We start from the raw sequence: 22,958 nt of genomic DNA on the forward strand, positions 1-22,958 counted from the left end.
GTGGCTATCAGCCGCCGCAGCCGCCGATTGTCACTTTCACGGTCGCGGATGCCTTGGCAAAGCTGCCATCTGCCATCTTCGCCACGGCAATGACATCCTGCGTTCCGGCAAGGCGGATACGAGTTGAGGCAGCCTGTTCAGCAGCCAGCGGGCCAAAGTTGAACGTTGCGACGCCCGGTTCGGGGTTGCCTGCTGCAACGATCAGAATCGACGCCGCACCCGGGGCGCTTACTTCGATCGGTACGGTGTTTCCGTTTTCGGCGATTTCAGGTGCCGTCAGTGTAACACCGCCGTCAGCCACATCCGCCCCACCGGTAAACGCGGCAATCGCATCCTCGGCGGCCGCGTTTGCACGAAACGGCATCATTGTCAGGAACGCGGCGCCCAGCCCAAGGGCCAGAGTTTCGCGGCGAGAGAGTTCCATTTTCAATCTCCTTTGAATCTTCGAAAAATCACGCTATCGAAGCGCGACTATTCCTCTTTCAGGGTTGCAAGAAACGCGACCACGTCTTCGATTTCCTGCGCTGTCAGGATCGACGTCAGGGGCTCGGTCGGGGCTTTGCCGGTATAGGCGTCGCCCGGGCGGATATAGCCGTCATCCTTGTAGAATGCCGGCATCACCGTGCCTTCGAACGTCATTTTCGCGTTTGCAACCAATCCGCGAAGCTCGGCCTCGGACCAACGATCACCGGCGCCATCCAACGCCGGGCCAACCTCGCCATGGAACGGGATATCGGCCAAAGCCGAGACCGAGTGGCACGCCACGCAATTGCCTTTTGACTTGTCGCCAACGATCAGCGCGCCATTTGCCGCGTCACCGGCTGCGCCGGTCAACGAGACCTCTACGGCACCGTATTCACCATAGGTTACGTTTTTCGGGTCGGTATCCGCGGCAAACGCGGCACCCCCTGTCATTGCGCAGACCAATGTTAAGAGTCTCAGCTTCATGATCCCTCCCATTTGCTAACACGCCGACGGCGCTTTGCGACCCAAAGCATTTGTGTACCGTAGTCGACGAGGGCGGTCTGTCGCAACATTAAATTCATTACAATGAATTTTTTTATTTATATCCCCGAACCTCAGTCTTGTGAAATATTGTTTCGCTCCTGAATGCGCCGTGCGTGGTAGCGCTGAAAATCTTCACCATTTTCAAGTTCGTACCGCTTTTCAAAGACCCAGGTGAACAGATCCAAAGTTGTTCCCTTCGAAAACGCCCCCGGCATGACTGCAACCGCTGCATCAATGGCGGTGGCGTCCTCGGGAACCTCTTCCGACAGAAATACAAGGGTCGGCGTAAACAGAATCCCCCATTTGCGCATCAACGCTCTTTGCTCGCTCTCTTCCCCGTCAAAGTCGGTGGCCGTGGTGCTTCCGTGCAGATCCAGTTGGACGACAAAGAAATTCTCTTCGATGTACGCCGCCAGGTCGGGCTGGGGGAAAACCTCTTCGTGCATTTTCTTGCAATAGATGCAGCCCTGTTGCTCGATTAACAAAACCAGGCGCTTGCCTTCATCTGACGCTTCTTCAAGATCCTCGCGAAGGTCTTTGAACGTGTCGCGCATCCACGGTGTTTTATGCAACCCGTCGTCGCCAAGCTCGGCGGCGGAAACCGCCACGCCCACTATGCATGCCATCAAAACTGACAATGTTCGCTTCATGTTTTCCTCCCGTATTATCCGATGGCCGCAAGCCAGGGCATATGGCCCAGCATCCATTGGGCCACGCGATTGATCGAGTTGGTTGCGATCAGAGCGCCGAACAGAATCAACAGACAGCCCATGGCCTTCTCGATCAGGGGCAAATGCTTTCTGAACCGCGCCATCCACTGCATGAAGGGGCGGACCAAAAAGGCCGCCAGAACAAAGGGGGCAGTCATTCCCGCCCCGTAAACGAATAAAAGCATCGCACCGCGCCAAGCCGTCTCGGTTCCGGCCGCCGTAAACAGGATTGCAGCAAGCACGGGCCCGACACAGGGCGTCCAGCCAAAAGCAAATGCCAGTCCCAGAACATACGCACCAATCAGGCTCAGGTTAGATGTTTCACCGACATCCGCCTGAAACTGGCGATACAGGAATCCGATGCGAATCAGCCCCAGGAAATGCAAGCCCATCGCCATGATGATGGCCGCGGCAATCCATCGAAGGATATCGAAGTATTCGCGGATCATTTGACCGAATATCGAAGCCGTGGCTCCAAGCGCCATAAAAATCGTTATGATCCCTGCTGCAAAAGCGATTGCAGAAAGCGTTGCCCTGCGGCGAACGTTGCCGGAAATGACTGAACTTGCAGAAATCTGCTCCATCCCGACACCCGCCAGGTAACTGAGGTAAAACGGCACAATCGGCAGGATGCACGGGGACAGAAATGACAACACCCCTGCGACCAAAGCCCCTGCAAAAGTGATGTCGAGCATGGTCAAACCCGTCCTGGCACGCTATCATTCATACATTCAAAGTAATAAAGATATAACGCTGCGGTCAATCGGAGCTTGAGATGCGCCACCTTTTCCTGCTTGTGCTTGCGGTCACGTTGCTTGTTTCGCCTTTGGCTTTACGGGCTGAAATGACGCTTCTGATGGCCGAAGAAGATGGGTGCATGTGGTGTGCCCGATGGGATTCCGAAATCTCGGGGATCTACCCGAAAACACAGGAAGGAAATGCCGCCCCGCTTCGGCGTGTCGACATCCATGAAACCCTGCCGGATGGGATCACCCTAAAACGACCTCTCTACTACACTCCGACCTTTGTTTTGTTGGACAACGGCCACGAAGTCGGCCGGATCGAAGGCTACCCCGGCGAAGACTTTTTCTGGGGGTTGTTGGGCGTGATGCTACGTGACGCAGGGGTACAGGTTGAGACCTCTGGCTAATCGGCGGCAAATTACATAAACTGTTTTGAATGCGTGAAGCTGAGAAAGCGAGGCGATCCTTTTGGACAAACCATCGAAACTGCCGGTGTTCACAAAGGACATGTGTGCAGAAGATCTGGACCGAATGATGGAGAATGCCCAGACGGCATCAAACTTCCTGAAGGCCATCAGCCACGAAGGGCGGCTGATGATCTTGTGCTATCTGTCATCGGGTGAAAAGTCCGTCACCCAGATGGAAGAGATGCTGTCGGCGAGACAGGCCGCCGTATCCCAACAATTATCCCGACTGCGCTTTGAAGGCTTGGTCAAAACACGGCGCGAGGGTAAGACAATTTATTACAGATTGGCTGATGATCGTTCGACGCAAATACTGGAAGTCGTTTACGATCTTTTCTGCCGGGAGACGTAGAAGCCGGTCAAGACGCCGCCAGCTTTGGGAGGAGACTGGCAATGTTCGAAGCATTGGGAGACGCAAATGCCGTTGCTCTGATCGGTTTGATTGGGGGCATCGCTTTGGGGCTGGCTGCACGCATCGGTCGCTTTTGCACGTTGGGTGCAATCGAAGACTTCCTTTACGCAGGCGATGATCGGCGACTTCGCATGTGGGCGGTTGCGATTGGCGTCGCCATTGTTGGAAGCCATGCCGCCATGGCGTTCGGGTGGCTTGACCCGGTCGGAACACGCTACCTTGCCCAGACCTGGAACCCGATCGGTTCGATCGTGGGCGGCCTCATGTTCGGTTATGGAATGGCCATCAGCGGGAACTGCGGTTATGGGGCGCTGGCAAGGCTGGGAGGTGGCGACCTTCGATCCTTCGTCATCGTTCTGATCATGGGACTTTCGGCGTATGTCGTAATGTCCGGCCCCCTGGCATATCTGCGGGTTTGGCTGTTTCCAGTAGAAATAGATATCAGTGCCCCCCAAAGCGTCAGCTTTCTTGCTGAACGGTTGACCTCTGTTCCGGCGTGGCTCGTTGGTTCTGCCGTCGGTGTTATTTTGGTGGTCTTCGCTTTGGCGAACCAGCAGTTCCGCCGTAAGCCAGCGCAGGTGTTCTGGGGATCTGTGGTTGGACTGACGATCGTCTCGGGCTGGCTTGGCACGAACTGGGTAGCGACCCACGGCTTTGACGGTGAGCCGGTGCAAACCCATACCTTCGCTGCACCCTTGGGTGACACGATATTCTACTTGATGACAGCGTCCGGCAACACTTTGTCTTTTGCCGTCGGATCAGTCTCGGGCGTTCTGATCGGCGCGTTTTTGGGGTCTTGGTCAAAGGGTCATTTTCGCTGGGAAGCCTGCGAAGATCCACGCGAATTGAAACGGCAGATGCTGGGCGCGGCGATCATGGGCCCCGGAGCGATCATCGCAGTCGGTTGCAGCGTCGGACAAGGCATATCTGCCTTTTCACTTCTGGCCTACAGCGCGCCCGTGACATTCGCCGCGATCTTTGCGGGCGCGGCGCTTGGATTGAGACAGCTCGTGTCCGGACTGTCCTTCATTACCGAGCGCTGAGTTCTTAACACCACCATGCCTTATGCCAAAAAGGTGTTGATCGCGCTGATTAGCCCCACTTGAGTGGTCTGGCTTTGTAAGTTGGTGCATGAACGGCCTTTGGTTGACCGACAGGATGGTTTGCAGCGCTCTCACCCGCAATGCCGCAGGGTCGGTCGAGAAACCTCCACAGCCCAATCGCATGTGTCACTCCGCAAAAGGCGGAACAGGAATCTTCAACGATCTTCAATGCTAAAAGAACCCAGCCTTTGAGCCGCAAGCCTTCAGGCAATCACGAGGCAGGTCTTGCCTCGGACAAACTATCAAAAAAGGCAACAAGGTCTTCAGCAACCGCAGCTTCGGCTTTCTGACACATTGAAGATCTTCCAGCGAAAACGAGAATTCGTCGTCAGCAAAGACCCTGCAAACCCACAAGGCCACTGAGGCAGCAGACATCACCGCACAGCCAGCCAGGTCTGCGATATTTGAAATCTCCGCCCTGTCTGGCTGCACATGTTGCAGTCTCGGCAAGTGACACGCATTTCTTCGTAAAGCTTTTGTCAGCCTGAACGAATTAGCGCTTTTGCCAAGAACCGGCCTTAGTTCATGCCCAAGGCTTCTTTGTACATCTCGATGACAGCCTCTTGCTCGGCAATATCATCCTTGTCTCTTTTTCTGAGAGAAATGATGCTGCGAAGAGCCTTCACATCGTAGCCGCGCGATTTACTCTCTGCGTACACTTCCTTTATTTGATCCGTGATGTCTTTCTTTTCCAACTCCAGGCGCTCGATACGCTCAACAAATTGGCGCAGCTCCCCAGAGGTGACCTTGTAACTTGCTTCTGCTTCTTCCGACATGCTCATCCAATTCTTCCCAATTCTGGATCATCACCGCTAAGAGAATACAGTTCATACCTCGTGTATTCGTCTCAAGCTGTGGTTGCTACACACAAAACAGTTTTCTGGAGGCAAAAGCAACGACGTGCCCGGGCCTCGGCCATGGCTTCTTTCCGCTGTTCCACCAGGTTGTTTTCACCGCATCCAGACCCTCAAACCGTTCGATGAACTGGCACGGCTCATCGGCAGTCACGCGACAGTTGGCGGCAGTCTGATCTTTGATGATGCCTTCCATACGCGTCGGTCCCAAGGGCTGAAATCTGATGCAGGAAGCCGGATACAATGCCGCCGCCCGGGTCGCAAGCACCCAATCCCACCCAATCCCCAAGCGCACTTGTACGGCGTGATCCGTTCCGGTAAGCGCTGGGGTAGTTCACGAAGAGATGTAGGGCACCATGTTCGAATTCATCACTTGGGGCGGCGCAGCCCTTTCTCTGACCGGCCTCGCCGGCCTGATCTGGTGCATTCTTCGCGTGATGAAAGCGCGCAAGGCGGGTCTGTCAGACGACGAACTGCGCGCGACCGTTCAGGGCGTTTTGCCCTGGAACCTGGCGTCTTTGTTCCTGTCCGTCCTTGGATTGATGCTGGTCATCCTCGGGATATCCTTTGAATGACCACTTGTTTCAAATCGGCAGGTTATCGAACTGCGCTTCCATGGCGTCTTCGCACAGGGCTGCATCCAGACGCCGCAGGCGGGACGGCACCTGCATCCCCTGCTGTCGCATACGGTCGACAACCTTGCTCACACTCGGTTGAAGCGCCAAACGCGTATCAAGGCTCGCATTTCTGAGCTCTTGTTCAAGCCGTTCTGCTTCGGAATAAAGACTTGTTGATGTCATAGTACCCTCCCAAGTGTCGCCAGTATCCCAGATATAGGTAACGGGAATAAGACCCGCTGATATTAACCTGAAATTGTGCAGGATATTGCCCAACACATTCGCGTTTTCGGCAATCCGGCGCGGATGGGCTAAAGTTTAAGCTGATTTAATCGTGAATGCCTTGACGCGCATCAAACACAGGTTCGATGTTGCGTCACATTCCATTTTACATATATGATAATGATAACCGATACGGAGGAAATCATGACACCCGCAGTGAAAGCGTTTTTTGACGATCAAACCTTCACGGTGTCCTATGTTGTTCATGAACCGCAAGGGCGTGCCTGCGCCATCATCGACAGTGTTCTGGATTTCGATCATGCTTCGGGGCGCACAGAGACAAAATCGGCTGACGCAATCATCGACTTTGTGCGCGCGCGCGATCTAAAGGTCGAATGGATTCTGGAAAGCCACGTTCACGCCGATCACCTGTCTGCGGCCCCCTACCTGCAACAGGAACTGGGCGGCAAAATTGGAATTGGCGCTCAGATCGTCACCGTGCAGGACACGTTCGGCAAAGTCTTCAATGAAGGAACCGAGTTCCAGCGCGATGGCAGCCAGTTCGACGCCTTGTTCTCGGAGGGGGACAGTTTTCACATTGGGCAGATGCGCGGCGATGTTCTCCATACCCCGGGCCATACCCCGGCCTGCCTGACCTATGTGATAGGCGACGCCGCCTTTGTGGGCGACACGCTGTTCATGCCGGATTTCGGCACGGCCCGCTGCGATTTTCCCGGAGGCTCCTCAGCCACATTGTTTGAATCGATCCAAAAAATCCTGTCGCTGCCGGACGAAACGCGCATCTTTGTCGGGCACGACTACAAAGCGCCGGGCCGCGATGAATACGCCTGGGAAACGACGGTAGGCGAACAGAAAGCGCTGAACGTCCATATCGGACAAGGACGCAGCATCGAAGAATTCGTGGAAATGCGTGACGCAAGGGACGCCACCCTTGCCATGCCGCGCCTGATCCTGCCCTCTTTGCAGGTCAACATGCGGGCGGGGCAGATGCCGCCTGCCGATGAGCAAGGCGATGTATTCCTGAAGCTGCCGGTGAACAAAATCTGACGCGAGACAAGTCACTCTAAAAAGGATTATCCCACATGAACATCGAGTGGATCTGGGGGCTGTGCGGTGGCCTGCTGATTGGCCTGGGCGGAGCCGTGTACCTGCTTGGAAATGGCAGGATCATGGGTGCAAGTGGCATTTTGGGTGGCCTTGTCGACGGTGAGGCCCGCGACACCAAAGCCGAACGCGTGGCCTTTATCGCCGGGTTGATCGGTGTGCCGCTTCTGCTGCGGCCACTGATCGCCCCCGAGGCCCAAACGCATCTCACCAGCAATCTGGGCCTTGTTGTTGTGGCCGGGCTTCTGGTCGGTGTGGGAACGCGTATCGCCAATGGCTGCACGTCGGGTCACGGGGTCTGTGGCATCTCGCGATTTTCTCTGCGCGGCATCGTGGCCACCGTATTCTATATCCTTGCCGGCGGAATGACCCTCGTTCTGCTGCGCCATGTTTGGGCGTTGATCTGATGCGCCTTTTGATTGCTTTGCTCGCAGGATCGCTGTTCGGTGCCGGATTGTTGATTTCGGGCATGACGGACACGACCAAGGTTCAGGGATGGTTGGATGTTTTCGGAAACTGGGACCCGACCCTGGCCTTTGTGATGGGCGGCGCCATCCTGCCGATGCTTGTAGCCTGGAGGCTTACCTCTGGGCGCAAGGCCTTGACCGGAGGCGATTTTCCACCCCCTGCAAGGTCCGAGGTTGATCGCAGGCTCATCATTGGTTCCGTCCTGTTCGGAATGGGCTGGGGCTTGGCCGGGCTTTGCCCGGGACCGGCGATGGCCTCGCTGACCTATGGTGGTTTGGGTGGCCTGGTCTTCCTGATCGCGATGGTTGCAGGCATGTTCATCGCGCCAACGCTGGGGGCGCAACTGGACAGAGCCGCAAACGCGGCCTAAGGATTTGGCATGGAGATTCGACCGATCACGCCCCGCTATGCTGTCTCACCGCAGATCACTATAGAAGACGTCCCGGCAATTGCCGAGGCAGGCTTTGTCAAGGTGATCTGCAACCGGCCCGATGTTGAGGTTCCCGCAGTCATGCAATCCGACGCGATCGGTGAAGCCGTCCGTGCGGCAGGCATGGACTACGAGGTGTTGGAGCTGACCCACCAGACCATGACGCCCGAGATTGCAAAGCAGCAGCGTGACCTGGCAGAAAGCTGCGATGGCCCGGTTCTGGCTTATTGCGCCTCGGGCACTCGGTGTTCGGTGGTCTGGGCCCTTGGTCAATGCGACCGCATGAGCACAGACGACATTCTGGCCGCCACGACAAATGCCGGATATCAACTGGAAAACCTGCGCCCTGCACTAGAGCATTTTCGCAGCCAGGCAGACTAAACCCTATTCTGCGTCGGAATTCGTGTCGGCTGCGTCAAGGCCAGCCAGTTGCGAAATCTCTGCGACCATCCGTTCGGAATCGTTCAGTGACAGATCGTTGTCCGTAAGATCCAAACCCGCGTCCTCAATTTCCGGAGGCATGGCATCCAACGCGCCGGAAACCGGTTCGACCAGGTCATCGTGCGGCTGCATTCTCCCTCGGCTTTCGATGAACTCCTGCGCTTCGTCCCCCGACAAGGCGGGCAGGGTCGAATGTTCGTTCAACCGAACGGCGCGCAACCCGCCACATTGACCAAGGCGGCCAATACCCGTTGGCTTTCGGTCGATGGTCAATATCTCAGTTCTGTCCAGGCGCGCCCCGCGCAATGGCAAAACACATCCAGGTTGTATCTCTGACAGATCGGACAGTGGCAGCGACATCCGGCACAAAACGGCCTTCAGTTCCGCCCGAACAACACCCGATGCCTGCTCAAGCCGGGGACCGGCCGGATTCGTGACCTCCTCTGCCTTTTCCGGCGTGGCAAGATGCTCTGGAAGAAAGATCGAGATCTGTCCCTGCTGCGCCCCGCCGGCCAGATCAACCGTCAGATCGAAGACGCGGTATTCATCTTCTGTCATGGCCAACGACAAGCCGCGCGAATCTTTCGTACGTGCCGCGAACTCGTATCCCGTCAGGCAGACCTGCTCGGCCGCAGCGTCTATTGAGCCGGCAGTCAAGGTCAGAGCGGTTTCGATGAATGGCACCACCATGGCGGCGTCCGTATCCGTAAAGGCCCTTGGGGCCGGATCACCGGGCAGTATTTCACCGATGGTTTGGGTTTGCACAATGGCGGACACCACATGCGGGCTCAGGCAAATCCCTGCGCGCCCCTCCGGCCCGTCAAACACCAACATAAGCCAATCCTGAGCGAATGATTCCGCCATGTCATCCTGCGTGCGGCTGGCCTGTTTTGCCCCGATGACAGCCAGGGGAAGGTTCAATCGATCACTTGCTGCCCGCGCAAACCCCAAGCGCAGCGCCCGCAAAACCGAACGCGGGCGATCGCCCAGATCTTTTCGTCCAACAGACAGTTTGCGCGCCAAAGCAGCGCTGACGGTTTGTGACATGGCGCCCGATCACCAGTTGCTTCAATAATTGGCTATTGGTTTACCCTGCCGAGCGTTACGAAGTTCTTTATGGCCGTGTCATTGCGCGGCCTGCTGGAAAGCCAAAGGCAAGCTGACCCGGAACGCCGCACCGCCCTGCCCGGGCAAATATGTGATCTCACCGCCCAACCGTTGCATGATCTCACGGCAAATGGCCAAACCCAGACCTGCGCCCCCTGCCTTGTCGACCCCGACACGAGCAAATTTCTCGAACACCATCGAACGCGCGCCGGGTGGAATGCCGCTGCCGTTGTCGATGAAATCTATGATGACCCTGCCGCCGACGTCGTGGGCTGAAATGACCAATACCGGTTCTTCCGCGTCACAGTATTTCTGCGCGTTCGAGATCAGGTTGATGAACACCTGCCCCAACCGGTCCAGATCCGTATGCAGGGACATTCGCTCGGCCGTAAGAGTCCGGCGAACCGTGATTTTCCGCTCTGCTCCGGCCAGCGCGCTGGACACCGCCCGGTCCAGAACCGAACGCAAACTGTCATCGCTGAGGTTCAGATTGACCTGCCCGTTTTCCAGCACGCTCAGGTCCAGCAGATCGTCGAGAAGCCGGGTCAGGCGCAAGGCCTCATCGTGAATGATTGCGGCATAACGGGTCTGTTCCTCACGGCTCAGCCCCTCTGTATCCCGCATGATTTCGGAAAATGCCCGGATCGAGGTCATCGGCGTGCGCAACTCGTGACTGACCTGGCTGAGGAAGCTGTCTTTTTGTTCGGAAATCTGCGTAAGCTTGGTGTTTGCTTCGCGCAATTGGCGCGCCGTACGGGACAACTCCGACGACTTCTCTTCCAACTTCCCCGAATACTCCAGAAGCTGCGCCGATTCATCCGCCACCGCCAGCAGATCTTCTACGGAAACTGAAGACCCTCCGACGATTTGGGCAATCATCGCATGCGCCGTGGCGGTGCCAACCGACCCGCTCAACTCTCGCTCCAGCCGGTTCAGGAAACCCGGGGTCGGTTCCGGCATATGCGACCGGCCGCCCTGTTTTTCAGCCTCTGCCTGAAAGAACTCCTGCGCTGGCGCGGTGCCCAGAATACGCTGTGTCATGATCATCAGGTCTTCGCTTTGCGCAACCGAGCCGGACCAGCCACCAGGTGAAACCGAGTGGTCAAAAACATTGACGAATTGCGCACCCTGCAAACGCTCCAGAGGGCTGGGAAAGCTCAGAAGGGACGCTATGCAAAAGGCAATGGTGTTCAGGGACAGGGACCACATCACGGTATGGACCATCGGATCGATCCCTTCGATCCCGAACAGGGCATGAGGACGCAACCAGGCAAGGCCGAACAGCCCATTCTGCATGACGGCCTCCGGCATCCACGGCGCGCCCATACCTGGCAACAAAAGCGTATATATCCAAAGTGCGAAACCGACGCTCAACCCGACCAGCGCCCCTGTCCGGGTTGCTCCGCGCCAGAACAATCCCCCGACCAAAGCAGGTAGAATCTGCGAGATTCCGGCAAAGGCAATCAATCCGATCGAGGCCAGCGCCGCACCACCACCGGACAACCGATAGTAAAAGTAACCCAACGCCATGATCACGGCGATGGACACGCGGCGCGCAACCAGAACGATGCTGCGCACATCGCCCGAAACCGAGCCCGTACCCTCATGCGTGTTTAACCAAATGGGCATGACCACATGGTTCGAAACCATCGTCGACAAGGCCATTGCGCTGACGATGACCATCGACGTTGCGGACGAAAACCCGCCGATAAAGGACAGCATGGCCAACCAGTCATTGCCCTGCGACAGCGGTACCGTCAGCACGAACAGATCGGGATTGGCCCCCTCTGGCAACAGATCCAGACCAACGACGGCAATTGGCACGACAAAAAGGCTCATCAAAAGCAGATAGAGCGGAAACGCCCAGGCGGCGGTTCGCAGATGGCTTTCGTCATCATTTTCGACCACCATAACCTGAAACATGCGCGGCAGGCAGATAAAGGCCGCGGCGGACAGGAATATGAAAGTCGTCCAGCGCCCGGCATCGACGTTCCACTCTCCGATTTCCGAGGCATCTATCCTATCCATCATCGGGCCAACGCCACCGGCAATGCCCCACACCACGAAAACGCCCACGGCGATAAGAGCAAACAATTTGACAACGGCCTCCACTGCAATGGCGGTGACCACACCGTGGTGGCGCTCGTTCACGTCCAGATTGCGCGTGCCGAAAAGAATTGCGAACACCGCAAGCCCCGCTGCCATCCAGAATACACTGGACCCTTCGCGGTACAGACCCGATGAATCGGCTTCGGCAAAAATCGAAAAGGACAAGGTGATTGATTGCAACTGGAGCGCGATGTAGGGTGTTCCGCCAAGCACGGCAAGAATGGTCACACACACGGCAAGCGTGTTCGACTTGCCATAGCGCGATGACAACAGGTCCGCGATAGAGGTCACCCGCTGACTGCGCCCGACCCTCACAAGTTTGCGCAGTCCCCACCACCAACTGACCATCACCAGGGTTGGGCCAAGGTAAATCGTTACAAACTCCAACCCGGACCGCGCGGCATTGCCCACCGCACCATAGAACGTCCATGCCGTGCAATAGATCGACAGCGACAAGGTATAGATCAGGGGCGAGCGCAGCCACTTGCCCCGCCCTGCCGCAGCCATCCGATCGGCGGCGAAAGCCACGGCGAACAAGAAAATGACATAGCCAAGGCAGACCAGGATCAGCGTGTTAATGGTTGCCATCACTCAGCGTCCGCGTCTTGATCCTCGCGCACGCCCAAACGGCGGGCGGCAATTCCAAAAACCAACCCAACCACGATCAGAGCGCCCCAGCAGACAAAGATGTAATACATTGCTGAAGACAAGGGGACAGCCTCGCCCTTGCCGGGCTGATCGGGCCACAATAGCGGAAGCGCCAGCAGAGCCGCCCCCAAGAACGGCAGCAGCCGCGCCGCATCCGCCAGCCTACGTCGGCGATAGCTTTGACGTTCGAGAAAAAGCGAGGGGCGTGCGCCCTGTGGTGCGCCCTTTTTGCCCTCGCCAGACATCATATTCGCGTCGCCTGCGCGTGAAGATCGCGCACAGCCGTCAGAACTTCGGCATTGGAAAACGGTTTGGTCATGAAACGGCTGACACCAGCGTTTTCCGCCATTTCCCTGTCGCGCGATTGACCGCGCGCCGTCAGCATCAAAACCGGCAAACCTGCCAGCTCTTCCATCTCTCGGATGTCCCGCAGGATATCCATGCCACTCTTGCCCGGCAGCATGACGTCCAGAATGACCAGATCGGGCTGTGCCCTCTGAATCACCTGAACCGCATCCGTGCCATCGCCATGCGTGTCCACCTGCCATCCCTCGCGGGTCAGCAGAAACCGGATTGCTTCGGCAATGTTCGGCTCGTCCTCGATTAACAGAACCTTACGGCTCATATTTTCAGTTCCTCCCCAAGACCGTTCCTCCATCCTCAGATCGGTCCCCGCCAGATTAAGCCTTCTGTCGGGAAAGTGTCAAAAGCCTTCGCTCAAAATCGACGGTTCGCGGCGGGCCTCGCAAGCATTGCTGGGACAGACGCGGCAGTTTGGCCCGACTTGCGTGACCGGAGCGGCACCTGCCGCCTCGTTGCCCGAACGGACCAGCATAACCGAGCGATAAACGGGATCCTGATCATACCCCAATACCGCATAAGGCCAAGCATAGGCGAAGCATTCGAATTCAGCCGGGGTCCGCCCCATCTGGACAACCTGCTTGCGCACCGGAACAAGTGGGCGGCTCAAAGCCGTGAACAACGGCCACAGCGGGCAAACCTCACCATGCCGCGCCAAAGCAAAGCCCGGGATCGGCTTGATGAACAATATGCTGCCGGATGCATCGCACAGCACCATGCCAACCGGCTGCGGCAACACGTCATCGGGTATGAACGCCAATCGACGCAGAACGGTGGCGACGTCCACGGAAAAGCGATAAGCCAACGCAATGGGATCCGTGTCGCCTTTTTGCAGGCTCGATCGAAGCGCATCCAGCGGCAAAGCGATTGCATCATCGCGATACATCTTCAGAACTTCACGCGCCACAGTTCGGGCAGCCGACGTGTTGAGACTGCTCAGATCAACGGCATCCACGTCCTCGCCCTGTTCCAATTCCGGAAAACTGTACCTGCGGGATTCGAAGAACGCTTCGACCTCTTCAAGCGGAACACCGCGCGGATCAATTGACGAGTCGCTTTCGTCCAAAAAGGTTACAAGTGCCTTTGAACTACCGGCCAGCCGCTCTGCATCCTGGTGCAGGTTTTTGTGAAACCGTTCCCGCCACTCTGCTTCGATGTCCTCTGTGTCTGCAAGAATTGCCGCTGTTGAACGAATCGCCGCCGCCGTTGACAGCACTTCGTGCATTGATGCCGCAAGATGCGGGTCATGAGTCAGGCGGTCCGACAAGATCTCGACATTCCGCTCAAGCGAAACAACCCGGCGGTGCATCTGCGCTAGAACCCCGGCCCATCCGGGAAAGCGCCCGGCAAATTCTTCCAGCCCGTCCACTTCGGCCTGCTGCCCGACGGCGTCATCCGCCGCTTCCCGCAAGGCCGACACGAGGGTTGCCTCGATCCCCTGTGTCAGGACAGAGGGTTCGACGGAAAGCGCTGACGCTATATCCACCAGCAATTTGCCACCGATCCGGCGGCGGTTATGTTCGATCAGGTTCAGGTAGGACGCGGATATCCCGGCAAGGCGGGCAAGTTCCGCCTGCCGAAGCCCGGCAATCTGCCGTCTTTCCCGAATACGGCTTCCCGTCAACATATCACGCATGATCGTATTCTCCTGACCAGGCTTCAGCCACTTTTTTCAGAACATATCATGTGTTTCGCTGGTTTACCGAGGTATTTTCAAACCATATTTACAACCTTAACAAAAGCGGCAGCCGCCAATGCGCATCAATGGCCACAAGAAACCGCATCTCCCCTTCAATTCCGCGTGGTTTCCCGGCACGATAAGCGGATGAGTGACCCCGCCTTTGAATATGCACCGATCGGGCTTGTTGAACTGGAAAACCGGATCATCAGACGCTGCAATCTGCAATTTGCCCGCACTTTCGGCGGGGAAGAGGCCGATTACCGCAATATGCCGCTGTTGCATCTCTATCCCTCGGTCGCGGATTGGGAGAGGATCGGGGAACGCAGCCTGCAAGTGATGCGAGACACCGGATACTACACGGATGAACGCGTCATGCGGCGCCGCAATGGTGATCTGTTCTGGTGCCGCGCCCGTGGCCGCTCTTTGACGCCCGATGACCCGTTCCGCCATGGAATCTGGAGCTTTTCCGACATCTCGGAAGAACGTCCCCTTGTCGAATTGACCGTTCGAGAACGCGAAGTGGCGATCCTGTCCTGCCGTGGCCTGTCCGCCAAGGAAATCGGTGCTGAACTGGGCCTGAGTTACCGCACAATCGAAGCCTATCGCGCCCGTCTGCTTGAGAAATTCGGCGCCCGCAAACTGTCCGAGCTTGTCGCCAAATTGTCAGGGATGCCTCTGTAACCTGTCCGCCCCTTTAAATTATGCGGGATTCCCGCCTGTGATGGTGCGAGTCGGCGCTTTTCATGCACCGCCGCTTAGCCTATAACCCTGCGTAATTTGATCAGAGCCCGCAAGAAACAGACGGGCCAAAGGGGAACCGTCGAGGACACTCATGACAGACACCAAACACGAAGCGGATGTGGCATTCATCAAGGCTCTGGCCGAGTTGCTGCGTGACAATGACCTGACCGAATTGCAGGTCAAGCGCGAATATGGCGAGGAAGACAGCCTGAACGTGCGCGTAAGCCGCATGACACAGGCCGCAGCTGCACCAGTTCAGGTTGCCGTGCCTGCGGCAGCACCAGCTCCTGCCGCTGCGGCTGCGCCTGCCGTGGCCGAAGCCCCTGCCGCTCAGGAAGATCCGGCCAGCCACCCTGGTGCTGTGACCTCTCCCATGGTTGGAACCGTCTATATGCAGCCCGAGCCCGGCGCGCCCGCATTTATCTCGGTCGGCGCTTCCGTTTCCGAAGGCGACACGCTGCTGATCGTCGAAGCGATGAAGACGATGAACCACATCCACGCGCCCAAGTCGGGCACGATCAAGCGTGTTCTGGTCGGCGATGGCGACGCTGTGGAGTTTGGCACACCTCTGGTCATCATCGAGTAAGGCGGGCCCATGTTCGACAAGATCCTGATTGCCAACCGAGGCGAGATCGCCCTGCGCGTCATCCGCGCTGCCCGCGAGATGGGGATTAAGACGGTTGCCGTCCACTCCACCGCGGATAGCGACGCAATGCATGTGCGCATGGCGGACGAATCGGTCTGCATCGGCCCCCCGCCCAGCCCCCAGAGTTACCTGTCCGTGCCCGCGATCATATCGGCCTGTGAAATCACCGGTGCGCAGGCGATCCACCCTGGCTATGGCTTCCTTTCCGAGAATGCCGAGTTCGTGCAGATCGTCGAAGATCACGACATCACGTTCATCGGCCCCACCGCAGAACACATCCGCGTCATGGGCGACAAGATCACTGCCAAGGACACGATGAAGGCGCTGGGAGTGCCTTGCGTGCCGGGATCAGACGGCGGCGTGCCTGATCTTGCGACGGCCAAGAAGATCGGTGAGGAATTCGGCTATCCGGTCATCATCAAGGCTACCGCAGGCGGCGGCGGTCGCGGTATGAAAGTTGCGATGAACGCTGACGAAATGGAAAGCGCCTTCATGACTGCGCGGGCCGAGGGCAAGGCCGCCTTTGGCAATGACGAAGTCTATATCGAGAAATACCTGACCACGCCGCGCCACATCGAAATTCAGGTGTTTGGCGACGGGAAAGGCAAGGCTGTTCATCTGGGCGAACGGGATTGTTCGCTTCAGCGGCGCCACCAGAAGGTGTTCGAAGAGGCCCCAGGCCCCTGCATCACACCCGAAGAACGCGCCAGGATCGGCAAGATCTGCGCGGATGCGGTCGCGAAAATCAATTATATCGGCGCCGGCACCATCGAGTTCCTCTACGAAAATGGCGAGTTCTATTTCATCGAAATGAACACCCGCCTTCAGGTGGAACATCCGGTCACCGAAGGTATCTTTGGCGTCGATCTGGTGCGCGAACAAATCCTTGTCGCAGCGGGTGAACCGATGTCGTTCGGTCAGGACGATCTGGAAATCAACGGCCACGCCATCGAGGTTCGGATCAACGCTGAAAAGCTGCCGAAATTTTCACCCTGCCCCGGCAAGATCACGGCCTATCACGCGCCGGGGGGCCTTGGTGTTCGAATGGACTCGGCTCTCTATGACGGGTATTCGATTCCACCCTATTATGACTCTCTGATCGCCAAGCTGATCGTGCAGGGTCGTGACCGGGCCGAAGCGCTGGCCCGACTGGAACGCGCACTGGGGGAATTGATTGTCGACGGTATCGATACCACGGTCCCTCTGTTCCACGCACTGCTGCAGGAACCCGATCTGCACAGCGGCGACTACAACATCCACTGGCTGGAGCGCTGGCTTGCGGAGAACATGGAACAATAGTCACCAAGGACCGGAGGGCGCCTGCCCTCCGGTTGCCTCATACCTGACATGAGCCTGTCCCCAGAACTTTTGTTGCATGGCTATTCCATCGGTATCTTTCCGATGGCCGAGCATCGCGATGACCCCGACCTGTTTTGGGTCGATCCCAAGTTTCGCGGCGTCTTTCCATTGGACAGTTTCCACATTTCTCGAAGCCTGGCGCGCCGTATCCGAAACTGCGGGTTCGATTTCTCGATCGACCAGGACTTTTCCGGCGTCGTCGACGGGTGCGCCGACAGGGCAGATACCTGGATCAACGCCGAACTTCATGACCTGTACCGCCAGCTGCACCAAACAGGGTATGCGCATTCACTGGAAGTCTGGGAAAACAACACGCTGGTGGGCGGCGTCTATGGCGTGACCCTGGGCGCAGCATTCTTCGGCGAAAGCATGTTTTCAAGACGCAAAGACGCCTCGAAGATCGCCCTCGCCTATCTTGTGGACCGCCTGAGGCAAACCGGGTTCCGTCTGTTTGACACGCAGTTTCTGACCGCGCACCTGGCCTCTTTGGGCGCAATCGAAATTCCGCGCGGCGCCTACAAGAAAGAGCTGGAAAAGGCCTTGAACCACAGCGCCGATTTCTCGGTGCCGCTGAATCAATCGGCGGCGGGTGTGATACACCGTATGACCCAAACGTCATAACGCGCGTGATCCAGCGCATTCAATGCAGGGGAGGTTGCGATCATCCAACCGTCAAACAGCTGATCGGCCTTCCCACTCTCCCAGATGGTCAGATAGGCGAATGCGTCACCCGTTGGATTGTCAACGGGAAAACGGCAATCTCCCAAGGCAACATCCAGCCCAAAAATCGCTGCCGTCGCGCCGGTCTGCAATTCAACATCGACAGTCTGGCCGTTCACCTTGTCCAGGCCCCGCAGCATTGCCCCGGGCCCAGATTGAACTTTCTGCTGCGCGGCCGCACCTGTGGCGGCCAGCAACAAGGCAAGAATCGTGGCGCGCATCATTCGCTGCCGTCTCCGGCTACGAACTTGACCAGCAGCGAAATCAGGCTGACCGCGCCCTGCGTATCCTCGATCTCGTCGCCGGGATCAAAGTAGAATGGTGACCCACCTGGCATCACCTCGACAAAATTGCCCCCCAGCAAACCTTCTGAGGAAACGACAATGGCACTGTCGTCCGGCACCAGAATGCCGTCCGCAATCGTGAAAGTCGTGTCAGCGCGGTAGGTATCCGAGTTCAGGGTGACGCCCGTCACGGTCCCGATCTTGACGCCCGCAAGGCGCACATCCGTACCGACACCCACCCCCTCCAGAGATCTGAAAGACGCGCCCAGTTCATATCCAGCGGCACCTTGCGACAAGCCCGTCGATTGGCTGGCATAGACACCAAATGCAACGGCACCGGCCAATACGACGCCGCCGACAAGAACTTCGGTCCAGTTATGGGTCGACATTATCGCCTCGTTTATTCCGGGCTCCAGGCCTCATAGTCCTTACGTTCAACCGGTTCCGCGCGACGCAGAGATCCGGCAGGAGCATAGGCCAGCGCGGTGCCGGTCAGGTTTTCCTGATGTGGTTTTTCCCAGGATTTATGCGGCAGCGGTTTATCTGTCGGAGGCTCGTCCCAAGTGCGATGCAACCAACCATGCCATTCAGGATCAACCCGGCTGGCTTCGGCCTCGCCATTGAAGATAACCCAACGCTTGCTGTCATCAGCATTGCGGTAAAACACGTTGCCTTCATTGTCTTCGCCCACTTTCACGCCCTTGCGTGCAGTGTAGATCTGAGTGTTCAAAGTTGACCCATTCCACCAGGTCACGGCTCGCAAAAGACTGTTCAGGATTCCCATCGGGTGCCTCCGGCATTTCGTCGAAGAAAGGTATGGACCAAAGGCCCGCCAAGGTCCAGTGCCCCTGATACCACCTGCGTCACTCCGGCAAAAAGGCGGTCACTTCGATCTCAATCCTGTATTTCGGATCAATCAAACCGCATTCGATCATCGTCGCAGCCGGTGGATTGGCGCCAAAAGTCTCGGCCAGGATCGGCCAGCACGGCTCAAACTCGTTGCGGTCCGGCAACATGTAGGTGACCCGAACCACATCGTCAAAGCCTGCGCCTGCCTCAGCCAGCGCCTTGCCGATGATGTCCAGCGCAGACCGGCATTGCGCCACCACGTCCTCGCCCCGCCCGACGGTCCCGGCGACATGAACCCAGCCGCCCGCAACCACTGCGCGGCAGTACCCGACCTTGGCTTCGAACTCACCACCCGAAGAAATGCGCTGCACTGCCATAATCCGTCACCTTTGATGTTCGAAAACTTGCTTAAGCTTCCGCCGCCTGACCACGCATGACTTCGCGTGCGAGCGACGGATCCACAGCTTCATCTGGCTAAAAATATCCCGGGGGGATGCCCGAAGGGCAGCGGGGGCAGAGCCCCCTGAACCGGTTCAAGTGAAGTCCCACCGTCGCGGTAAAAGCCCGGCCTCAGCCCGCCGAGGCCGATTCCTTGGCCGCATCGGCATAGATGAACAGCGGCTGCGCGTCGGACATCACCGCCTCTTCGTTCACCACAACCTCGCTGACATTTTTCATGCCCGGCAGTTCGAACATGGTGTCCAGCAGAATATCCTCGAGAATAGACCGCAGGCCGCGCGCGCCGGTTTTGCGCTCGATGGCCTTTTTGGCGATTGCTTTCAAGGCATCATCCGTAAAGGCCAGTTCAACATCTTCCAGTTCGAACAAACGCTGGTATTGCTTGACCAATGCGTTCTTGGGTTTGGTCAGGATGGTCACCAGCGCGTCTTCATCCAGATCCTCAAGCGTCGCCAGAACCGGCAGACGACCGACGAATTCCGGGATCAGTCCGAATTTCAGCAGATCCTCGGGTTCCAGATCTTTGAATATCTCGCCTACACCGCGGTCGTCATTGTCGCGCACATCGGCGCCAAAGCCCATGGCCGAGCCTTTGCCACGTTGCGCGATGATCTTGTCCAGACCCGCAAATGCACCGCCACAGATGAACAGAATGTTCGTCGTGTCCACTTGCAGGAATTCCTGCTGAGGATGCTTGCGGCCACCCTGTGGGGGGACGCTGGCCACTGTCCCTTCCATCAGTTTCAGCAATGCCTGCTGCACGCCCTCACCCGACACGTCACGCGTGATCGAGGGGTTTTCGGATTTGCGGGTAATCTTGTCAACCTCATCGATATAGACGATGCCGCGCTGCGCGCGTTCGACGTTGTACTCACTCGCCTGCAACAGCTTGAGAATGATGTTTTCGACATCCTCACCAACATAGCCGGCTTCGGTCAGGGTCGTCGCGTCAGCCATGGTAAACGGCACGTCCAGAATACGCGCCAGCGTTTGCGCCAGCAGCGTTTTACCGCAACCGGTCGGACCGATCAGCAGGATATTCGACTTTGCCAGTTCGATATCGCTGCCCGCTTTCTGTGCGTGGTTCAAACGCTTGTAATGGTTGTGAACGGCAACCGACAGAACCCGCTTTGCCGTGGCCTGACCGATTACATAATCGTCCAGAACTTCGCAGATATCCTTTGGCGTCGGAACGCCGTCAGATGACTTCAGTCCGCTGGCCTTGGTCTCTTCGCGGATGATGTCCATGCACAGCTCAACACATTCATCACAGATGAAAACCGTGGGGCCTGCGATCAGCTTACGGACCTCATGCTGGCTTTTGCCGCAGAAGCTGCAGTAGAGCGTGTTTTTCCCATCGCCGCCTGAATTCGTCGCCATGATCTACCTTTCGGGCTTCGTCCCTGCGCCCCTTTTCGGGGGCGCTTACACCTGTGTGTGCAGCTTAGGCCAGCACTCTGGCGGCTACAATCTCAAAATGACCCCCGCGCCGGTGACGCGGGGTATCGGCCTCAGGCCTCTTCCGTGTCCATTTTCGCTCGATTTTCAACGATCTCATCGATGTGACCCCATTCCTTGGCCTCTTCCGGGCTCATGAAATTGTCACGATCCAGCGCTTTTTCGACCGCCTTTTTCGTCTGCCCCGTATGACGTACGTAGATGTCATACAGGCGATCCTTCAGCTTTTGGGTTTCGGCCGCGTGAATCATGATGTCACTGGCCTGGCCCTGGTACCCGCCACTGGGCTGGTGCACCATGATGCGGCTGTTGGGCAGTGAAAAGCGCATTCCCTTCTCGCCCCCGGCGAGCAGGACCGAGCCCATCGAGGCCGCCTGACCGATCACCAATGTGGAACATTTCGGCTTGATATATTGCATTGTGTCGTAAATCGACAAACCGCTGGTTACCACTCCGCCGGGCGAGTTGATGTAGATCGAGATTTCCTTGTTGGGGTTTTCAGCTTCGAGGTGCAGCAATTGCGCCACAACAAGATGGCTCATCCCATCATGAATCGGTCCGTTGATGAATATGATCCGCTCTTTCAGCAGGCGGGAGAAAATATCATAGGCGCGCTCGCCCCGGCTGGTCTGCTCAACGACCATGGGAACAAGTGTATTCATGTAGGTTTCTACGGGATCGAACATTCGTAACCTGCCTGTTTAGCTATGGATCGGGACAATATCCCAACAAGTGTTACCTGAGTCTTAGTGTCGGCTAAGGGGGGCTGCAAGGGGGGCAAGTGAGAACGCTGACCGAATGTGGATCATCATTAATCGTCAAGGCGAACCATCTGTTGTTTCCGGCAACGATCAGCAGATCGCCTTAAAGTGAATCATCTGCCCCCTCGCGTTGCGGGAACGTTCAATCCGAATTCCCCTTTCATACATCACGCTATTTTGATTCATACATATAGAAATGAATGTACGAAACATGTACTGAAGGGTCTTACACTCACGTCTCTTTACGTTACGGAAACAACACCCGACCAACGGGTTTGCAAGGAACTCAATCGATGGCACTTCCTCAGCTGTCCAATGACATGTCAAAAGAAGATTTTGACCGCATGGTCACCAACGCGACACGCGCTTCCAATTTTCTCAAAGCGATAAGCCACGAAGGCAGATTGATGATCCTCTGCCATCTGGTGTCCGGTGAAAAATCCGTCACCGAACTGGAAGAATTGCTGTCCGCCAGACAAGCCGCTGTATCACAGCAACTTTCCCGTCTGCGACTTGAAGGGTTGGTGATACCTCGCAGGGAAGGTAAAGCCATCTACTATCGTCTGGCGGATGATCGTCCCCGCCGCATGCTCGAAGTCGTTTACGAGCTCTTCTGCGGCGACGGCCCGACCTAGGAACTGGCTCCGGCTGAAAAAAGGTGCTACCGAAAAATAATCGAGCACCAAGGAGACGAACATGATCCGCGTAATTCTGATGGGCCTGAGCCTGTTTGCACTGACTGCCTGCGAAACCGCCAAAGGCGCCGGCAAGGATATCGAAAAAGCCGGAGATGCCATCCAAGGCGCAGCAACCGACGTGCAGGAAAGCCTGTAATACACTTTATTTTGCGCCGCGCGCGGGCCTTCTCTCAATATGTAGTTGAAAGACATGGCATGCCGCGGTAGCTTTCCCTTACAGGTGCATAGACGCGGCATTGCATCATCTGACGCTAAATCGGGGCTCTTTCGCACACGCAGAAGAGCCCCGGTCCCTTTCGGCAGGGGTGAGTGGTAGCCTGTATGAAACCGAAATCCGGCAAAGGAAAAGGCGCCAGGTGCGCAGACGCGGTCTTTGCATGCGTCCTTTCGGACACTCCTGACGCCTTACCGGGTCGATGCGCTCCGAAGAGCACCCGATCCAGTTGCTACAGCCCCCTGAGAGACTGCAGCGGCTGCATTG

Annotated in this window: 32 protein-coding genes; 14 read left to right on the forward strand and 18 right to left on the reverse strand. The window is 57.1% G+C overall.

All coding sequences use genetic code 11. The features are described 5' to 3' along the window. Positions 1-7 precede the first annotated feature (7 nt). The 4 genes from soxY to ACR0LI_RS12040 all read right to left on the reverse strand — a co-directional run bounded on the left by soxY (position 8) and on the right by ACR0LI_RS12040 (position 2,413). Positions 8-424, reverse strand: a complete 417-nt coding sequence (gene soxY / locus ACR0LI_RS12025) for a thiosulfate oxidation carrier protein SoxY (protein ID WP_152457370.1) — start codon at positions 422-424, stop codon at positions 8-10. Between the two features lie 47 nt (positions 425-471). Continuing rightward, complete coding sequence (gene soxX, locus ACR0LI_RS12030) at positions 472-948, reverse strand: sulfur oxidation c-type cytochrome SoxX (RefSeq protein WP_171638149.1); 477 nt, start codon at positions 946-948, stop codon at positions 472-474. A 131-nt stretch (positions 949-1,079) separates the two neighbouring features. Next, positions 1,080-1,658, reverse strand: coding sequence for a thioredoxin family protein (locus ACR0LI_RS12035; protein WP_171724377.1), 579 nt, complete (start codon positions 1,656-1,658; stop codon positions 1,080-1,082). A gap of 14 nt (positions 1,659-1,672) precedes the next feature. Continuing rightward, positions 1,673-2,413, reverse strand: coding sequence for a cytochrome c biogenesis CcdA family protein (locus ACR0LI_RS12040; protein WP_480718577.1), 741 nt, complete (start codon positions 2,411-2,413; stop codon positions 1,673-1,675). Positions 2,414-2,493: 80 nt separating this feature from the next. Between ACR0LI_RS12040 and ACR0LI_RS12045 the strand changes: the two genes are divergently transcribed. From ACR0LI_RS12045 to ACR0LI_RS12055, 3 genes are all read left to right on the forward strand, one after another. Then, positions 2,494-2,868, forward strand: a complete 375-nt coding sequence (locus ACR0LI_RS12045; RefSeq protein WP_480718578.1) for a hypothetical protein — start codon at positions 2,494-2,496, stop codon at positions 2,866-2,868. A gap of 100 nt (positions 2,869-2,968) precedes the next feature. Continuing rightward, complete coding sequence (locus tag ACR0LI_RS12050; protein WP_152459831.1) at positions 2,969-3,277, forward strand: ArsR/SmtB family transcription factor; 309 nt, start codon at positions 2,969-2,971, stop codon at positions 3,275-3,277. Positions 3,278-3,318: 41 nt separating this feature from the next. Further along, positions 3,319-4,380 carry a YeeE/YedE family protein gene (locus tag ACR0LI_RS12055; protein ID WP_480718579.1) on the forward strand — a complete coding sequence of 354 codons (1,062 nt, stop codon included), beginning with the start codon at positions 3,319-3,321 and terminating at the stop codon, positions 4,378-4,380. Positions 4,381-4,958: 578 nt separating this feature from the next. Here the strand turns inward: ACR0LI_RS12055 and ACR0LI_RS12060 are convergent. Together ACR0LI_RS12060 and ACR0LI_RS12065 are read right to left on the reverse strand one after the other, a co-directional pair. Beyond that, complete coding sequence (locus ACR0LI_RS12060; RefSeq protein ID WP_480718580.1) at positions 4,959-5,222, reverse strand: DUF2312 domain-containing protein; 264 nt, start codon at positions 5,220-5,222, stop codon at positions 4,959-4,961. Positions 5,223-5,301: 79 nt separating this feature from the next. Then, positions 5,302-5,490, reverse strand: coding sequence for a hypothetical protein (locus tag ACR0LI_RS12065; RefSeq protein WP_171638158.1), 189 nt, complete (start codon positions 5,488-5,490; stop codon positions 5,302-5,304). Positions 5,491-5,650: 160 nt separating this feature from the next. Between ACR0LI_RS12065 and ACR0LI_RS12070 the strand changes: the two genes are divergently transcribed. After that, positions 5,651-5,869, forward strand: a complete 219-nt coding sequence (locus tag ACR0LI_RS12070) for a hypothetical protein (RefSeq protein WP_480718581.1) — start codon at positions 5,651-5,653, stop codon at positions 5,867-5,869. Between the two features lie 9 nt (positions 5,870-5,878). On the opposite strand, the gene ACR0LI_RS12075 is transcribed toward ACR0LI_RS12070, so the two are convergent. After that, positions 5,879-6,094 carry a hypothetical protein gene (locus tag ACR0LI_RS12075; RefSeq protein ID WP_171638160.1) on the reverse strand — a complete coding sequence of 72 codons (216 nt, stop codon included), beginning with the start codon at positions 6,092-6,094 and terminating at the stop codon, positions 5,879-5,881. 243 nt (positions 6,095-6,337) lie between these two features. On the opposite strand from ACR0LI_RS12075, the gene ACR0LI_RS12080 reads away from it, so the two are divergent. The 4 genes from ACR0LI_RS12080 to ACR0LI_RS12095 are packed head-to-tail and all read left to right on the forward strand — an operon-like array spanning position 6,338 to position 8,537. Then, positions 6,338-7,201 (forward strand): MBL fold metallo-hydrolase, encoded by an 864-nt coding sequence (locus tag ACR0LI_RS12080; RefSeq protein ID WP_171638162.1) that lies wholly within the window; start codon positions 6,338-6,340, stop codon positions 7,199-7,201. Between the two features lie 35 nt (positions 7,202-7,236). After that, positions 7,237-7,665, forward strand: coding sequence for a YeeE/YedE family protein (locus ACR0LI_RS12085; RefSeq protein WP_480718582.1), 429 nt, complete (start codon positions 7,237-7,239; stop codon positions 7,663-7,665). Then, positions 7,665-8,096, forward strand: coding sequence for a DUF6691 family protein (locus ACR0LI_RS12090; RefSeq protein ID WP_171724382.1), 432 nt, complete (start codon positions 7,665-7,667; stop codon positions 8,094-8,096). Before ACR0LI_RS12085 ends, ACR0LI_RS12090 begins: the two co-directional genes overlap by 1 nt. Positions 8,097-8,105: 9 nt before the next feature. Beyond that, positions 8,106-8,537: a protein tyrosine phosphatase family protein gene (locus ACR0LI_RS12095; protein WP_171724383.1), complete on the forward strand. Its 432-nt coding sequence runs from the start codon at positions 8,106-8,108 to the stop codon at positions 8,535-8,537. A gap of 3 nt (positions 8,538-8,540) precedes the next feature. On the opposite strand, the gene ACR0LI_RS12100 is transcribed toward ACR0LI_RS12095, so the two are convergent. The 5 genes from ACR0LI_RS12100 to ACR0LI_RS12120 all read right to left on the reverse strand — a co-directional run bounded on the left by ACR0LI_RS12100 (position 8,541) and on the right by ACR0LI_RS12120 (position 14,457). After that, positions 8,541-9,644 carry a FliM/FliN family flagellar motor C-terminal domain-containing protein gene (locus ACR0LI_RS12100; protein WP_480718583.1) on the reverse strand — a complete coding sequence of 368 codons (1,104 nt, stop codon included), beginning with the start codon at positions 9,642-9,644 and terminating at the stop codon, positions 8,541-8,543. Positions 9,645-9,722: 78 nt separating this feature from the next. Continuing rightward, positions 9,723-12,401: a sensor histidine kinase gene (locus ACR0LI_RS12105; RefSeq protein ID WP_171638170.1), complete on the reverse strand. Its 2,679-nt coding sequence runs from the start codon at positions 12,399-12,401 to the stop codon at positions 9,723-9,725. Next, positions 12,401-12,709: a hypothetical protein gene (locus ACR0LI_RS12110; protein ID WP_245218138.1), complete on the reverse strand. Its 309-nt coding sequence runs from the start codon at positions 12,707-12,709 to the stop codon at positions 12,401-12,403. Before ACR0LI_RS12110 ends, ACR0LI_RS12105 begins: the two co-directional genes overlap by 1 nt. Next, positions 12,706-13,086 (reverse strand): response regulator transcription factor, encoded by a 381-nt coding sequence (locus ACR0LI_RS12115; protein ID WP_152457354.1) that lies wholly within the window; start codon positions 13,084-13,086, stop codon positions 12,706-12,708. Before ACR0LI_RS12115 ends, ACR0LI_RS12110 begins: the two co-directional genes overlap by 4 nt. Before the next feature lie 78 nt (positions 13,087-13,164). Then, a complete protein-coding gene (locus tag ACR0LI_RS12120; RefSeq protein WP_209835007.1) occupies positions 13,165-14,457 on the reverse strand; it encodes a helix-turn-helix domain-containing protein in 1,293 nt (430 codons plus the stop codon). Positions 14,458-14,646: 189 nt separating this feature from the next. Between ACR0LI_RS12120 and ACR0LI_RS12125 the strand changes: the two genes are divergently transcribed. The 4 genes from ACR0LI_RS12125 to aat all read left to right on the forward strand — a co-directional run bounded on the left by ACR0LI_RS12125 (position 14,647) and on the right by aat (position 17,869). Further along, on the forward strand, positions 14,647-15,183 hold the full coding sequence (locus tag ACR0LI_RS12125; protein WP_152457352.1) for a LuxR C-terminal-related transcriptional regulator: 537 nt from the start codon (positions 14,647-14,649) through the stop codon (positions 15,181-15,183). A gap of 151 nt (positions 15,184-15,334) precedes the next feature. Further along, positions 15,335-15,829 (forward strand): acetyl-CoA carboxylase biotin carboxyl carrier protein, encoded by a 495-nt coding sequence (accB, locus tag ACR0LI_RS12130; protein WP_171638174.1) that lies wholly within the window; start codon positions 15,335-15,337, stop codon positions 15,827-15,829. Between the two features lie 9 nt (positions 15,830-15,838). Then, positions 15,839-17,188 carry an acetyl-CoA carboxylase biotin carboxylase subunit gene (gene accC, locus ACR0LI_RS12135; RefSeq protein ID WP_171638176.1) on the forward strand — a complete coding sequence of 450 codons (1,350 nt, stop codon included), beginning with the start codon at positions 15,839-15,841 and terminating at the stop codon, positions 17,186-17,188. 48 nt (positions 17,189-17,236) lie between these two features. Beyond that, entirely contained in the window at positions 17,237-17,869 is a 633-nt protein-coding gene (aat, locus tag ACR0LI_RS12140) for a leucyl/phenylalanyl-tRNA--protein transferase (protein ID WP_245218137.1), read from the forward strand. Here aat and ACR0LI_RS12145 read toward each other — a convergent pair. The 6 genes from ACR0LI_RS12145 to ACR0LI_RS12170 form a co-directional block, all read right to left on the reverse strand. Then, on the reverse strand, positions 17,824-18,192 hold the full coding sequence (locus ACR0LI_RS12145) for a DUF2155 domain-containing protein (protein WP_209547016.1): 369 nt from the start codon (positions 18,190-18,192) through the stop codon (positions 17,824-17,826). The genes aat and ACR0LI_RS12145 overlap by 46 nt on opposite strands. After that, on the reverse strand, positions 18,189-18,641 hold the full coding sequence (mlaD, locus tag ACR0LI_RS12150; protein WP_480718584.1) for an outer membrane lipid asymmetry maintenance protein MlaD: 453 nt from the start codon (positions 18,639-18,641) through the stop codon (positions 18,189-18,191). Before mlaD ends, ACR0LI_RS12145 begins: the two co-directional genes overlap by 4 nt. Positions 18,642-18,652: 11 nt before the next feature. Next, entirely contained in the window at positions 18,653-19,036 is a 384-nt protein-coding gene (locus ACR0LI_RS12155) for an NADH:ubiquinone oxidoreductase subunit NDUFA12 (RefSeq protein WP_152457346.1), read from the reverse strand. Between the two features lie 79 nt (positions 19,037-19,115). Then, the gene (locus tag ACR0LI_RS12160) at positions 19,116-19,478 is read right to left on the reverse strand and encodes a RidA family protein (RefSeq protein ID WP_171724386.1); all 363 of its coding nucleotides are present in this window, start codon (positions 19,476-19,478) and stop codon (positions 19,116-19,118) included. 193 nt (positions 19,479-19,671) lie between these two features. Next, positions 19,672-20,940, reverse strand: coding sequence for an ATP-dependent Clp protease ATP-binding subunit ClpX (clpX, locus tag ACR0LI_RS12165; protein WP_152457344.1), 1,269 nt, complete (start codon positions 20,938-20,940; stop codon positions 19,672-19,674). 131 nt (positions 20,941-21,071) lie between these two features. After that, positions 21,072-21,704, reverse strand: a complete 633-nt coding sequence (locus ACR0LI_RS12170) for an ATP-dependent Clp protease proteolytic subunit (protein WP_117869644.1) — start codon at positions 21,702-21,704, stop codon at positions 21,072-21,074. 368 nt (positions 21,705-22,072) lie between these two features. Here ACR0LI_RS12170 and ACR0LI_RS12175 point away from each other — a divergent pair, with 368 nt between their 5' ends. Both ACR0LI_RS12175 and ACR0LI_RS12180 read left to right on the forward strand, forming a co-directional pair. Beyond that, positions 22,073-22,414, forward strand: coding sequence for an ArsR/SmtB family transcription factor (locus ACR0LI_RS12175; protein WP_480486979.1), 342 nt, complete (start codon positions 22,073-22,075; stop codon positions 22,412-22,414). 61 nt (positions 22,415-22,475) lie between these two features. Next, positions 22,476-22,613, forward strand: a complete 138-nt coding sequence (locus ACR0LI_RS12180) for an entericidin A/B family lipoprotein (RefSeq protein WP_152457342.1) — start codon at positions 22,476-22,478, stop codon at positions 22,611-22,613. Positions 22,614-22,958 lie beyond the last annotated feature (345 nt).

The sequence above is a fragment of the Ruegeria sp. CL7 genome, assembly GCF_056536445.1.